Here is a 13534-nt window from a genome sequence, read left to right on the forward strand (position 1 = left end):
AATGGCTGGAGTATTTCTGGCTTTGGTAGTAGTCACCCTGTTTCTGGGTGTCAAGATTGTGCCTCAGGGCAGTAAGCATGTGGTGCAGCGGCTGGGCAAGTACCACAAGACGCTGGGACCAGGGCTGAACATCATTTTCCCCTATATTGATACCGTGGCCTACAAGGTGACGACCAAGGATATCGTGCTGGATATTCCTTCACAGGATGTGATCACGCTCGATAATGCGGTGATCATCGCCAATGCTGTGGCCTACATTAATATCGTGTCGCCGGAAAAGGCGGTCTACGGTGTTGAGGACTACCGCTTTGCGATCCAGAATCTGGTGCAGACGTCGCTGCGCTCTATTGTAGGCGAGATGAATCTGGACGAGGCTCTGTCCAATCGTGACAGTATCAAGGCCAAGCTCAAGGGCGCGATCTCCGACGATATTGCTGACTGGGGCATTACCCTGAAAACGGTCGAAATTCAGGATATCAATCCGTCCCAGACCATGCAGACAGCGATGGAAGAGCAGGCGGCAGCCGAACGTCAGCGCCGCGCCACTGTCACCCGAGCCGGAGGCGAAAAGGCCGCAGCCATACTGGAAGCGGAAGGGCGGCTGGAAGCATCGCGTCGTGATGCCGAGGCCAAGGTGGTATTGGCGGAAGCCAGTCAGGCTGCCATCGAAAAGGTGACCTCAGCGATCCAGGGCAACGAATTGCCGGTGATGTTCCTGCTTGGTGAAAAGTATGTGGATGCGATCAAGGAGATGTCAGCGGGTGAGAATGCCAAGATCGTACTGCTGCCCGGCGATATCCCGGCGGCTGTCCGAGGCATTATGGGTGGCATGAGCAAGTAGCTCAGATCTGGTAGTTCCACCGCTCCGGCTGCTCGGTATTGTCAAACAGATCAGGAATCTGTTCTGCCGGTACCGGGCGACTGAAAAAGTAGCCCTGATACTGATGGCAGCCAAACTCGGCCAGCATGGCCAGCTGATCGGCATCTTCAACCCCCTCAGCAATGACTGTCAGGTTAAGGTTGTCTGCCATGGAGATGATGGTGCGACAGATGGTGGCATCATCGGGATCAACACAGATTTCACGCACGAAGGACTGATCAATCTTGAGCTTGTTAAGCGGGAAACGCTTGAGGTAGCTCAGGCTTGAGTAGCCGGTACCGAAATCATCTACGCTCAGGTGAACCCCCATTTGATCCAGTTGCTCCAGCAGTCGGATGGTCTGGTCCACATGTTTCATGATGATACTTTCGGTCAGCTCCAGCTCAAGTTGGCTGGGGTCAAGCCGGTAGCGCTTGAGGCAGCGTGCTACCTTGTCACAAAAATTGGCATCGTCCAGCTGAGGTGCCGACAAATTGACCGACACCCGAAGGTCAAGCCCTTGCTGTTGCCACTGCTGTAGCTGGGCACAGGCGCGCTCCAGTACCCAACTGCCGATCTCTGTGATCAGTCCGTTCTCTTCAGCCAGCGGAATGAAATTCGCGGGTGATACCATGCCGTGGCCTGGCCGTTGCCAGCGAATCAATGCCTCAACGCCGATAATGCGACCGCTCTGAATTTCGATTTGAGGCTGATAGTGCAGCTCAAACTCCTCGTGGCGCAGGGCCTGGAACAGCGCATTTTCCAGCTCAACGCGTTCACTTTGCTCATTATCGAGTCGGTGATTGTAAAAGTGGTACCGGTTGCGACCGTTCGCCTTGGCACGATACATGGCGGCATCGGCATGCTGAATCAGTGCCTGAGGCGTATGGCCGTCTTCCGGGTAAACCGCCACACCGATGCTGGAAGAAATTCTGAACTCCTGTACCCCCACCCGAAAAACCGGCACCAGTGCCGCCTGGATGCGCATGATCAGCTGTTCAATGCGGCTGCGCGGCTTGATGTCATTGAGCATGATGACAAACTCATCACCACCGATGCGTGACAGGGTACCTTGCTGCCCCACTGCCTGTCGCAGTCGCTCGGCCAGGCTGCGCAAGAGCATATCGCCTTCGTGATGACCGAGGGAGTCGTTGATGTGCTTGAAGCGATCCAGATCTACGAATAGGACTGCCAGCGCATCTTGACGGGTCTCGGCCTGTGCGATTTGCTCTTGCAGTCGGCTCTCGAAGAGGCCTCGGTTTGGCAGGCCTGTGAGGCTATCGTGCTGAGCCAGATGGCGGATGCGCTCTTCCGCAATCTTGCGCTCCTCTATCTCGCGGTGCAGGCTGGAGACCACCTGTTCCAGCTCACGAGTGCGTTCCTCAACTCGCTGCTCCAGCTGCTGGCGAGCGGTGACCAGAGCCGCCTCGGTCGCTTTGCGGTCGGAAATATCCATGATGATCCAGATGCCGCCCTTGCTCAGGTCGTTCGGGTCTACCGCCTTGCTGCGAACGTCACACCAGAACCGGGTACCATCCTTGCGGATCAATTCCATCTCTGCTTCAAAGGCGCGGCCTGAAGACAGCACCGCATTGTAACGCTCTCCCGCCGCTTGCCAGATCGACTTGTCGGCATACCAGAGCTGGGAACTGACGCCGATCAGTTCGTCAGTTTCATAGCCCAGAAGCTCGGCAAAACGCCGGTTACAGCTGGCGACATGACGGTTGTGCAGGAAGACGATGCCCACCATGGCATGGTCCAAAATCAATTGCTGTTGACGCGTAATCTGTTCCAGTGAATCTGCCGCATGACGCTGCTGATCGATATCGTCAACGATCCAGATGGAGCCCTGTTCGGGACTGGAAGGGTCGATCATTTTGCCGGTAACGCGGCACCAGAACGGTTTGCCGCTGGCGCGGCGCATCTGCAGTTCGGTACTGAAACGCTCGCCTCGGGCAAGAGAGGGATAGGCTTCAACGCCGAGCTTGCGAAAACTGAGGTTATCTGGATACAGCTGTTCGCTGCTGGTGCCAACCAGTTGGTCGGCGCTGTCGTAGCCGTAAATTTCGGCAAAGCGCTGATTGCAGCGCTGAATCTGGCGCTGCAGGATAAAACAGATGCCAACACTGGCGTTGTCCAGTACGACACGCTGTTCGTTCAGAATCCTCATCAACTCCTGCTGGCTTGGCAGAGTGAGGTTGTTGCGGCTGTCGTGTGTAGGCTTGTTGTTATCGTTTGTCATTACCGTTTCAAACCGGTCCTGAATTACCTGTTAGTGCAAGACTAGCACGAAGCTGGCAGATACTGCATAGCACTAAAGCCGATTACAGAGTCTTTGCATGGAGCAATACTTGCGTTAGGGTGAAATGAACACTGCCTGACAACTGGAGGTAGCCCATGCCAACGGCGTTTCGCATGCCAGCGGTGATTAACAGGGATGACGGCCAGATGCGCCGAATCGGGTTTGAGCTTGAGTTTACCGGGCTCAATGTGGATGAAGCGCTGGTGGCGATGCAGCAGGTGCTGAAGGCCGAGGTGGAACAGGTCTCGGCCGCCGAACGCAAGCTGAAAACTGATTCGGGCAGCTATAACCTGGAGTTGGATTGGGCTCTGCTCAAGCGCACGGCCGCCGAGGCGCAGCAGGCCACTGATTCGGATCAGCCCGAACCCGAATGGGTCGGAATGGTCAGTCAGGCGGCTGCATTGCTGGTTCCGGTCGAGGTTGTTTGCCCACCCTTGCCGCTGGATAAACTGGACGAGCTGGATGCACTGGTTGATATGCTGCGCCGCTCCGGAGCGAAGGGGACCAGTGACTCGCTTGTGGCGGCTTTGGGTGTGCATATCAATGCGGAACTGCCCGCGTTGGATGCCGAAACCATCATGGCCTATGTTGTGGCTTATAGCCTGCTGCAGTGGTGGCTGGTTGAGTCTCATGCGGTCAATATTGCCCGCAAGATCTCCCCCTATGTTGACCTGTACCCTGAAGCTTTCATTCGTGAGCTGTTGGAGGCTCCAGATACTGACCTTGACTGGCTGTTCGAGCATTACCTTACGCATAACGCCACCCGCAATCGGGCGCTTGACCTGCTGCCCCTGCTGTCGCATCTCGACGCTGATCGAGTGCAGGCGAAAGTGCCGGATGATCGCATCAAGTCTCGGCCAGCATTTCACTATCGCCTGCCCAACTGTGAGATTGAAAACCCGGCCTGGTCGTTGGCAAACGAATGGAACAAGTGGTGGGTGGTTGAGCAGTTGGCGGCGGACGCTGAAGCGAGAGCCGAGCTGAGTCAGGCCTGGTTGCAGGCTTACAGGCCTCTGCTGGGAGTCAATCGAAAACAGTGGGTTCTACAGGTGGATGGATGGCTGCAGCAACGCGGGTGGCAGTAACCGGTAACAGTCGGCGCTGGTCGCCCTCTTGGTGGTGCACCCGATTGGCGCTGCGTCTGGCAGGCGCGGAGGCGGTGCGGGTCAGTGTACGCCATGAGGTACCCGAAACTGCTGTCGATGCCCTGATCATCGGGGGCGGTGATGACATCAGCCCCGAGCATTATGGTGGTGAGCTGAGTGAGCCGGTGCGACTCGATCCGGAGCGGGATGAGCTGGAGATGCGCTGGATTCATCATGCGCTGGATACCGGTTTGCCGATGTTGGGCATCTGCCGTGGCTCTCAGCTGATCAACGTGGTGCTGGGGGGGCTGTTGTATCAGGACATTCGTCACCTGCGCCGTTTGACCTATAACCGTCCCGGGCTGTTGCCCACCAAGCAAGTACGGCTGGAACAGGGCTCGGCACTGGCGCGTATCTGCGAGCGCGAAAAGCTGCGTGTGAATAGTCTGCATCATCAGGCGGTACGCGTACCCGGAGATGGGCTCAGGGTGGTAGGGCGCGATCTGGATGAGTTGACACAGGCGGTAGAGTCAACGTCAGGACAGCCGATTATCGGCGTGCAGTGGCACCCGGAGTATCTGTTTTACCTGCCGTCACAACTGCGCCTGTTTCGTTGGCTGGTTGAGATGGCACAGGTGGAAAAACAAAATTGACGGCGAAAACAAAAAAGCCCCACCGGTTAGGGCAGGGCTCTTTCGTTTGAATCAGATGGTGGTGGGAGGTGGATTCGAACCACCGAAGCTCGCGCGTCAGATTTACAGTCTGATCCCTTTGGCCACTCGGGAACCCCACCAAAGAGCTGCGCATTCTAATGATCACGCCGGTGCTTGTAAAGCCGCACTTTCCTGAGATTGATCAGGCTTTTTAGGCTATGCAGTTTTTTCTTGATGATGGTTTTTCATATGAAAAAAACTCATTTTCGAGCTCGCTCCCCTGTAGCCCCTGCCATACCGCATTTGTGGCCGCCAGCCGGCGCTGGCTACACTCCAAACGGCTGAAAATCAAGATTGAAATCTTTCCTCTAATATCTATATTTAGTGCCCTGTAAGCAGTGCCACACTATATATAGTGCTTTCCGTCTAAAAAGTGATCAGGCGTTCTCATAGAGTGCGTACTGATAGCGACACATGCTGTCACAGCCACGGGCCGGGCTGGGCGGGCTGCTTCAGGGAATACAGGCAGCATCACGCCTGAACGACAACACTGACTGAAACTGGGATGAGCGTCATATGCAGCAGAATCTGATGGTTACCAAACGTGATGGACGCCGCGAGCCGATCGACCTGGAGAAGATCCATCGCGTGATAATCTGGGCTGCCGAAGGGCTCGAAAACGTTTCGGTTTCTCAGGTTGAGCTCAGTGCTCACCTTCAGTTTTACGAGGGCATCAAAACCTCGGATATTCATGAAACGCTGATCAAGTCAGCTGCCGATCTGATTTCGGAAGAGGCTCCCGACTATCAGTACCTGGCTGCACGTCTGGCGATTTTCCATCTGCGTAAACGGGCCTTCAACGACTTTGAGCCGCCGCATCTCTATGACCACGTTGTGCGCATGGTCGAAGACAACCGTTACGACCGTCACCTGCTTGAAGATTACAGCCGTGAAGAATTTGACGAGCTGAACGCCTATCTTGACCACAGCCGTGACATGAACTTCAGCTATGCGGCCGTGAAACAGCTTGAAGGCAAGTATCTGGTCCAAAACCGTGTCAGTGGCAAGATTTTCGAAAGCCCGCAGCAGCTGTACATGCTGGTATCGGCCTGCCTGTTCTCCAATTATCCGCGTGAAACACGGCTGGGTTACGTTAAGCGGTTCTATGACGCGACATCCCTGTTCAAGCTGTCGTTGCCGACGCCGATCATGGCTGGGGTGCGTACTCCAACACGCCAGTTCAGCTCCTGCGTATTGATTGAAGCCGATGACAGCCTTGACTCCATCAATGCCACAGCCGCGGCTATCGTCAAGTATGTGTCCCAGCGTGCCGGAATCGGTATCAATGCGGGCCGCATTCGCGCCATTGGAAGCCCGATCCGTAACGGTGAAGCATTCCATACCGGCTGCATACCGTTCTACAAGCATTTCCAGACTGCCGTCAAATCCTGCTCTCAGGGTGGGGTGCGTGGTGGTGCAGCCACATTGTTCTATCCGATCTGGCACCTGGAGGTTGAATCCCTGCTGGTGTTGAAGAACAACCGAGGTGTTGAAGAGAACCGCGTACGTCACATCGACTATGGGGTGCAGATCAACAAGCTGATGTATCAACGCCTGATTAAGGGTGGCAATATCACCCTGTTCAGTCCGCATGAAGTACCGGGGCTGTATGAAGCATTCTTTGCTGATCAGGACGAGTTTGAACGTCTCTATGTGCAGTACGAGCAGGATGAGTCGATTCGTAAGAAGACCATCAAGGCGGTTGAGCTGTTTGGGCTGATGATGTCCGAGCGTGCCTCTACCGGTCGTATCTACGTGCAGAATGTAGACCATTGCAACACGCACAGCCCGTTTGACCCGGCCGTGGCGCCGGTGAAGCAGTCCAACCTATGTCTGGAGATTGCACTGCCGACCAAGCCGCTGAAAGACGTGAATGACCCCGATGGCGAGATCGCACTCTGCACCCTGTCAGCATTCAACCTGGGTGCGCTGGCCAACCTGGATGAGCTGGAAGACCTGGCGGATCTGATCGTGCGTGCGCTGGACAGTCTGCTGGACTACCAGGACTACCCGATCCCGGCCGCCCGCAACGCTACGATGTCACGACGTACGCTGGGTGTGGGCGTTACCAACTTTGCCTACTACCTGGCCAAAAACGGTGTGCGTTACTCTGATGGCAGTGCCAACGGCCTTGTGCACCGTACGTTCGAGGCGATTCAGTACTATCTGCTCAAGGCATCCAACCAGCTGGCCAAGGAGATGGGGCCTTGCCCGAAATTCAACGAGACCACCTACGCCAAGGGTCTGCTGCCGACTGACACCTACAAGCGTGATGTCGACGACTACTGTCAGGAACCACTGCACTACTTCTGGGAGACGCTGCGCGAGGATATTCGCGAGTTCGGTCTGCGTAACAGCACACTGACGGCGTTGATGCCATGCGAAACCTCCTCCCAAATTACCAACTCCACCAACGGTATCGAGCCGCCACGTGGTTTTGTATCGGTGAAGGCGAGCAAGGACGGCATCATGAAACAGGTGGTGCCCGAGTATCTTGAACTGAAAAACCAGTACGAACTGCTCTGGAGCATCCCGAACAACACCGGCTATCTGCAGCTGGTGGGTATCATGCAGAAGTTTGTTGACCAGTCGATCTCGGCCAACACCAACTACGACCCGTCCAAGTTCCCGGGCGACAAGGTGCCGATGAAGCAGCTGCTTCAGGATCTGCTGACAGCCTACAAGAACGGTGTAAAGACCCTTTACTACCACAACACCCGTGACGGCGCCTCTGATCAGGCTGACGACGGTGGTTGTGAAGGCGGAGCCTGCAAGCTCTGATCAGACCCTCTGATGTTCATGTTTCAACAGGCGCTCACAACCGGTGAGCGCCTGATCAGGTTTTGTTTTTTTCAGGAAAGCACCGATGTCATATTCCACTTTCAGTCCGAGTAACCACGACGCCACACGTGAACCGATGTTTTTCGGTCGCCCGGTCAATGTGGCGCGATATGACAAACAGAAATACCCGATCTTCGAAAAGTTGATCGAAAAACAGCTCTCTTTCTTCTGGCGTCCCGAAGAGGTCGATCTGACCAACGATCGCAAGGACTTCATGGACATGCCGGACCATGAGAAGCACATCTTTCTCAGCAACCTGAAGTACCAGACTCTGCTGGACTCGGTTCAGGGGCGCTCGCCCAACGTGGCGTTTCTGCCGGTAGTGTCTCTGCCGGAGCTTGAAACCTGGTTTGAAACCTGGGCATTCAGCGAGACCATTCACAGCCGCTCCTATACCCATATCATCCGCAATATCATTACCGAGCCGTCTGAGGTGTTTGACACCATCGTGACCAATCCGGAAATCATCAAGCGGGCCGAAACGGTTACCCGGCTGTATGACGAATTTATTCAGCTGGTCAGTGTCTACTCCGTGCATGGTGCTGGTGTACACCAGATCAACGGCGTCAGCTACGATGCTTCACTGTACAACTTGAAGAGAAAACTTTATCTGACGCTGGTTTCGGTGAATGTACTGGAAGCGATCCGCTTCTACGTCAGCTTTGCCTGCTCCTTTGCCTTTGCCGAACGTGCCCTGATGGAAGGCAATGCCAAGATCATCAAGCTGATTGCGCGTGATGAGGCACTGCACCTGACCGGTACCCAGCACATGCTTAATCTGATGGCATCAGGGGCGGAAGACGCGGACTTCAAACAGATCGCGGTTGAATGTGAGGAACAGGTTTACGCCATTTTCCGTGAGGCGGCGCAGCAGGAGAAGGAGTGGGCCGAGTATCTGTTCAGTGAAGGCTCCATGATCGGTTTGAACGCACGTATTCTGGGCGACTATGTCGAGTACATCACCAACGTACGCATGAAGGCACTGGGCTTGAATGAAATCTTCCCGGCGCGGCAGAATCCGCTGCCCTGGATGAATGGCTGGCTGGTCAGTGACAACGTGCAGGTGGCGCCTCAGGAAGCGGAAATCAGTTCCTATCTGGTCGGACAGATCGACAATGATGTCGGCAGTGACGATTTTGACGGCTTTGACCTGTAAGCGAGGGACGCATGTCAGGTATTCCACGAATCAAGGTCAGCAATTACCACACATTCTTCTATCAGTATGAGTTTTCTCTGCTGGATGCGCTTGAGTCACAGGAGATTCCTGCCCCCTACAACTGCCGGGGTGGTTACTGTGGCTGCTGTAAAGTGCGCCTGCTGGATGGTGAAGTGGAGTATGTGCAGGATAGTCTGGTAGATCTTCAGGGCGATGAAATACTCACCTGTTGTTGCCGACCGAAGACACATATCGAGATTGAATTGCCCGAAGATTGAACCGGGTCACAAAATCGACATGAAGTGAAAGAAGCGCCTTGACAGGGCACTGCTGTCCCATAAATGGCAGCAAATGAGAAAGCCTGAATCCAAGTGAGTAAAATGAGAGTGCGACCAAACACTCTACTCACAAAGGATTCAGGCTTTGTCTCATCATAACACCGCGTTTCATCAGTTGCTCCAGCCTTTGTCCAGACACGATTTTGAGCGAACGGCTCGTGAGCATCATGTGGGGCAAAAGCTCCGTTCAGCTTCACGCTGGGATCAGTTCATTGGCATTGCGATGTCCCAGATTTCTGGCCGACAAAGTCTTCGCGACATCGAGTCTAGCCTCGCCAGTCAGCGGCATAAACTCTACCACCTCGGAGCCAAGCCGATTGCTCGCTCAACCCTCGCCCGCCTCAATGAGCAGCAGCCTGCCGAGCTCTATGAGGCCATCTTTTATAAGCTTTTGCAGCGCTGTTCTGTGCGTTCAAATGCGCATAAATTTCGCTTCAAAAATCCACTTTATTCACTCGATGCCAGCACCATCGATCTGTCATTGAATATTTTCCCCTGGGCAAAAATCCATCAGTCAAAAGCTGGTGTAAAGCTGCATACTGGCCTGAACAACGCCAGCTTAATTCCCGAGTTCGTTGCGCTCAGTGATGGACGGGAAGGCGATTTGATTCAGGGGCGCCAGTTCACCTTTCCGGCAGGCAGTATCGTGGCTTTTGATAAGGGCTATGTTGATTACCGCTGGTATGGAGAGCTAACAAAACAAAAGGTTAGCTTTGTCACGCGACTGAGACCCAAAGCTGTTTATCAGGTGCAGAAATCGAATCCAGTACGTGCCGAGACGTCGGTTGAGTACGATCAAGTGATTGAGTTGAGCAGTCAGCACGCGCAAAAACAGGGCGCACCCACGCTTCGATTGGTGGGGTATAACTGCCCGGAAAGCGGTAAACACTTCCGCTTTATCACCAACAACTTCAAGCTGGCCGCGACGACAATTGCGTCGATCTATAAGGATCGTTGGCAGGTGGAACTCTTCTTCAAAGCACTCAAGCAAAACCTGAAGATAAAGGCGTTTTTAGGTAACAGTAAGAATGCTGTGCTGACGCAGATCTGGATCGCCATGATCTGCTATCTACTGCTCTCGTTTGCTCGCCACAGCGCCCGGCAAGGCTGGAGCGTACAACGCATAATGCGAACACTTCAGGTGAGCTTGTTCGAACGCATACCCCTTTGGGCGCTACTTAATCCTCCTTCACTAAAGCCAGAAAAAAGGGACCCTCAAATGAGGATCCCTTTATGATCAAAAACTATGGGACAGCAGTGCTTGACAGGGCGCTTTTTTTTTGAACTTGTACACATGCCTGAGGCGCACTGACTGAAGCCGGTGCATAACCCGTTTCAGCGAAGACGTATTGCTCTATTGACATATGTAAGCTATTGTTTTTTATGGATTTGATCGAAAGCTGACGTTTTTCTTACCAATTTGCTGAAGGCCTCGAATTACGCTGGATTGAGCCATTCTTCCCAATAGTACTCACAGTTTTATCCACAGAAATTGTGGGTAACGAAAGGGGCTATTCGAGCTCCGTTTTCTGCTTGTATTCACATAAATCTTCAATCACGCAGGCACCGCAACGAGGCTTGCGTGCCGTGCAGACATAGCGTCCATGCAGGATCAGCCAGTGGTGTGCATCCACCAGAAAAGGTTTGGGTACATGGCGCAGCAGTTTTCGTTCGACTTCCAGTACGGTCTTGCCTGGGGCGATACGAGTGCGGTTGGCGACGCGAAAGATATGGGTGTCTACCGCCATGGCGGGCTGGCCAAACGCCGTGTTGAGGACCACGTTGGCAGTCTTGCGGCCAACACCGGGCAGCTTCTCCAGCTCGGCGCGTGTCTGAGGGACTTCGCTGTTGTGCTCTTCGATCAGAATGCGGCAGGTCTTGATGACGTTTTCGGCCTTGGTGTTGAACAGACCGATGGTCTTGATGTACTGCTTCACACCATCCACTCCGAGGGCCAGAATGGCTTCAGGCGTATTGGCGATGGGATAAAGCTTGCGGGTAGCCTTGTTGACGCTGACATCGGTTGCCTGTGCCGACAGCATGACGGCAATCAGCAGCTCAAAGGCGTTGCTGTATTCGAGTTCGGTTTCAGGGTTGGGGTTTTCGGCCTGCAGGCGGCTGAAAATCTGGTATCGCTTGTCGGCATTCATCGCGGTCTGTCCGGTTACGGGCAAAACTGCGATTATTCCAGATCCTCGGCCAAGGTGGTACGGTTGCGGCCATTCTCCTTGGAGTAATACAGCGCTGTGTCGGCATCTCGCATCCACTCTTCATGGGATTGATGCTGGTTGCCAAGCTGAGAAATGCCAAGGCTGGCGGTAAACTGTATACGGTTGGGGCCGTGCCTTACTTCCAGCATCTCAATTGCACGGCGAACCCGTTCGGCGAACACCATGGCGTTGGTGGCTGTGGTGTTGACCAGCAGAACGCCGAACTCCTCGCCGCCATAACGGCCCGGCGTATCCGTGGCACGTGCATGGTGGCGCAGGGTTTCGGACAGGATACGGATGACCTCGTCACCGGCCTGGTGGCCGTAAGTGTCGTTGATCGCCTTGAAGTGGTCCACATCCATCATGACCAGGCTTGAGGGGGTCTGAGTTCGGCGGAAGCGCTCATACTCCTGTCGCAGGCACTCTTCCCAATAGCCTCGGTTTGCAAGACCACTGAGTCTGTCTGTGCGACTCAGCAGTGCGAGCTCGGCGTTGGCATCACGCAGCCCCAGCTGGCTCATGGCGGCGGCCGTCATGTCATAGATCATAATGCCGACATGGTCGATCTTGCCACTGGGAGAGGAGAGCGGAATCAATGTCACGTTCTGATACATGAACTCAGCCAGTCCCGTAATAGGGTGGTACGGCTTGAAGCGGAACAGGTAAGGGCGCTCTTCCCAGGTGATAAAGGCACGATTGCGAAGCATGAAGACGCTTTCAAGCTTGCGCTGAAACCATTGTCCGGGGAAGTCATCGAACAGGTCTTCCAGTCGTTTGCCGTAAGCAATGGCATCACGTACACCGGAATGGTTGGTCATGAAGTTGTTCCAGAGGTGAACGCGGTGGTCGGCATCCAACACAATCAGGCCCACATCCAAGTGTTGCAGGAGTCCCAGTTGCCAATGGAACTCATCCACGCTCAGTATGTGCTCCGGCGGGTTGATCATCACAGATGCCTCACTAATTCATTCATGGCCGGAAGTGAATCTTCGGTAAACAGCAGCAGCAGGTCACAACTCAAATCGCGCCCCTCGATCCGGTAACCGATGTCGATGCTTAGTGTTCGCGTCCAGCGGCTGTTCTGTTGCAGGTTCGGTATACTGCAGTGCTGGCCCAGAATCAGTGGCGAGCCCTGGCCAAAACTCAGATCCAGCTGTGATCCAAGCCCGTTCAAGAAGGCGCCGATCAAGAGGTTGGCGATATCCATCATCAATTCGCGTTCGACCTGGTCGGTGATTTCACCTTCATGGCCGAGCATATAAGCCAGATCCTGACTGCTGGAGTCACTGAACATCAGCAAGGCTTCACCGGCGATGCCTGGAGCGATAAAGCCCTGACAGATAGTGGTGATCGGATTGTCTCCAGTCGCCTGATGCAACGCCATGTCGAATTCACACAGCTCAACCAACTGTACGTGGGGGATCGGCAATTCGATAAAGACCTTCAACAGCCGTGCAAGGCGGTCGGCTGCCTGGCCCATAGCGACGTTAGCCAGCTCCTGGTAGCTCTCGGTCAGTTCAAATGCCTGCGATACCGGGTCGAGGCCCAGGCCGCGAGTGCGGTTCAGTGGCTGTGGACGTGCACTTTCGAGATCGGTTTCAACTGCATCATTTACGGTGTCGGCGGGGCGTTCGGCAAGTTCTTCGAGCAGGCCGAATGAGCGCAGAGACTGGGTCAGCAGGTCGGTATCCAGCGGTTTGCGGATGAAATCAAGTGCGCCGAGTTGAATCACACGCTCACGGGCTTCCGGCTGAATATCGCCGGATACAACGATGGTAAGAGTGGGCAGGTCATTGGCACGGATGCGTTCCAGTACCTGGTAGCCATCCAGCAACGGCATGTTAAGGTCGAGAAACAGCAGCTCACCCTTGCCGGCCCTGATCGCCTCAAGTGCCTCCAGGCCATGGCTGGCGTGTGTAATGTCCACATTCCATTGTTTCAGCGCTCGCTCCATCTGCTTGCGAGCGAGGCGGGAATCATCACAGATTACGACGGATAGCGGTTTGCCCACCTTGGCTCCTGTTGATCGA

Annotated in this window: 11 protein-coding genes and 1 tRNA gene; 7 read left to right on the top strand and 5 right to left on the bottom strand. The window is 54.6% G+C overall.

Going from position 1 to position 13534, the window contains the following annotated elements; genetic code table 11:
• Position 1 precedes the first annotated feature (1 nt).
• A complete protein-coding gene (locus CFI10_RS07360) occupies positions 2-841 on the top strand; it encodes an SPFH domain-containing protein (protein WP_175527668.1) in 840 nt (279 codons plus the stop codon).
• Position 842: 1 nt separating this feature from the next.
• Here the strand turns inward: CFI10_RS07360 and CFI10_RS07365 are convergent, their stop codons facing one another.
• On the bottom strand, positions 843-3101 hold the full coding sequence (locus CFI10_RS07365; protein ID WP_242530152.1) for a sensor domain-containing protein: 2259 nt from the start codon (positions 3099-3101) through the stop codon (positions 843-845).
• Positions 3102-3256: 155 nt separating this feature from the next.
• Between CFI10_RS07365 and CFI10_RS07370 the strand changes: the two genes are divergently transcribed.
• Together CFI10_RS07370 and CFI10_RS07375 are read left to right on the top strand one after the other, a co-directional pair.
• Positions 3257-4246 (top strand): amidoligase family protein, encoded by a 990-nt coding sequence (locus CFI10_RS07370; protein WP_206840997.1) that lies wholly within the window; start codon positions 3257-3259, stop codon positions 4244-4246.
• A complete protein-coding gene (locus CFI10_RS07375) occupies positions 4219-4899 on the top strand; it encodes a gamma-glutamyl-gamma-aminobutyrate hydrolase family protein (protein ID WP_206840998.1) in 681 nt (226 codons plus the stop codon). The genes CFI10_RS07370 and CFI10_RS07375 overlap by 28 nt, the downstream gene beginning before the upstream one ends.
• 56 nt (positions 4900-4955) lie before the next feature.
• On the opposite strand, the gene CFI10_RS07380 is transcribed toward CFI10_RS07375, so the two are convergent.
• Positions 4956-5039: transfer RNA gene (locus tag CFI10_RS07380), tRNA-Tyr, on the bottom strand.
• Positions 5040-5475: 436 nt separating this feature from the next.
• Here CFI10_RS07380 and nrdA point away from each other — a divergent pair.
• From nrdA to CFI10_RS07400, 4 genes are all read left to right on the top strand, one after another.
• Complete coding sequence (nrdA, locus tag CFI10_RS07385; RefSeq protein ID WP_091827120.1) at positions 5476-7740, top strand: class 1a ribonucleoside-diphosphate reductase subunit alpha; 2265 nt, start codon at positions 5476-5478, stop codon at positions 7738-7740.
• Positions 7741-7825: 85 nt separating this feature from the next.
• Positions 7826-8956, top strand: coding sequence for a class Ia ribonucleoside-diphosphate reductase subunit beta (gene nrdB, locus CFI10_RS07390; RefSeq protein WP_206841000.1), 1131 nt, complete (start codon positions 7826-7828; stop codon positions 8954-8956).
• Positions 8957-8967: 11 nt separating this feature from the next.
• Positions 8968-9234 (top strand): class I ribonucleotide reductase maintenance protein YfaE, encoded by a 267-nt coding sequence (yfaE, locus tag CFI10_RS07395; protein WP_091827122.1) that lies wholly within the window; start codon positions 8968-8970, stop codon positions 9232-9234.
• A gap of 145 nt (positions 9235-9379) precedes the next feature.
• Positions 9380-10531: an IS4 family transposase gene (locus CFI10_RS07400; RefSeq protein WP_206836194.1), complete on the top strand. Its 1152-nt coding sequence runs from the start codon at positions 9380-9382 to the stop codon at positions 10529-10531.
• Between the two features lie 274 nt (positions 10532-10805).
• On the opposite strand, the gene nth is transcribed toward CFI10_RS07400, so the two are convergent.
• From nth to CFI10_RS07415, 3 genes are read right to left on the bottom strand one after another with little or no spacing between them, the layout of a single operon-like run.
• On the bottom strand, positions 10806-11444 hold the full coding sequence (gene nth / locus CFI10_RS07405; protein WP_091827123.1) for an endonuclease III: 639 nt from the start codon (positions 11442-11444) through the stop codon (positions 10806-10808).
• A 32-nt stretch (positions 11445-11476) separates the two neighbouring features.
• Entirely contained in the window at positions 11477-12451 is a 975-nt protein-coding gene (locus CFI10_RS07410; RefSeq protein ID WP_206841002.1) for a GGDEF domain-containing protein, read from the bottom strand.
• Positions 12451-13515, bottom strand: coding sequence for a response regulator (locus CFI10_RS07415; protein WP_242530153.1), 1065 nt, complete (start codon positions 13513-13515; stop codon positions 12451-12453). Before CFI10_RS07415 ends, CFI10_RS07410 begins: the two co-directional genes overlap by 1 nt.
• Between the last annotated feature and the right edge of the window lie 19 nt (positions 13516-13534).

Source organism: Marinobacterium iners (assembly GCF_017310015.1).
GTDB lineage: Bacteria > Pseudomonadota > Gammaproteobacteria > Pseudomonadales > Balneatricaceae > Marinobacterium > Marinobacterium iners.

Excerpts from the sequence above, each read along its gene's own strand:
- CFI10_RS07360 (WP_175527668.1), top strand. The coding sequence starts at position 2 with ATGGCTGGAGTATTTCTGGCTTTGGTAGTAGTCACCCTGTTTCTGGGT.
- CFI10_RS07365 (WP_242530152.1), bottom strand. The coding sequence starts at position 3,101 with ATGACAAACGATAACAACAAGCCTACACACGACAGCCGCAACAACCTC.
- CFI10_RS07370 (WP_206840997.1), top strand. The coding sequence starts at position 3,257 with ATGCCAACGGCGTTTCGCATGCCAGCGGTGATTAACAGGGATGACGGC.
- CFI10_RS07375 (WP_206840998.1), top strand. The coding sequence starts at position 4,219 with ATGGCTGCAGCAACGCGGGTGGCAGTAACCGGTAACAGTCGGCGCTGG.
- nrdA (WP_091827120.1), top strand. The coding sequence starts at position 5,476 with ATGCAGCAGAATCTGATGGTTACCAAACGTGATGGACGCCGCGAGCCG.
- nrdB (WP_206841000.1), top strand. The coding sequence starts at position 7,826 with ATGTCATATTCCACTTTCAGTCCGAGTAACCACGACGCCACACGTGAA.
- yfaE (WP_091827122.1), top strand. The coding sequence starts at position 8,968 with ATGTCAGGTATTCCACGAATCAAGGTCAGCAATTACCACACATTCTTC.
- nth (WP_091827123.1), bottom strand. The coding sequence starts at position 11,444 with ATGAATGCCGACAAGCGATACCAGATTTTCAGCCGCCTGCAGGCCGAA.
- CFI10_RS07410 (WP_206841002.1), bottom strand. The coding sequence starts at position 12,451 with ATGATCAACCCGCCGGAGCACATACTGAGCGTGGATGAGTTCCATTGG.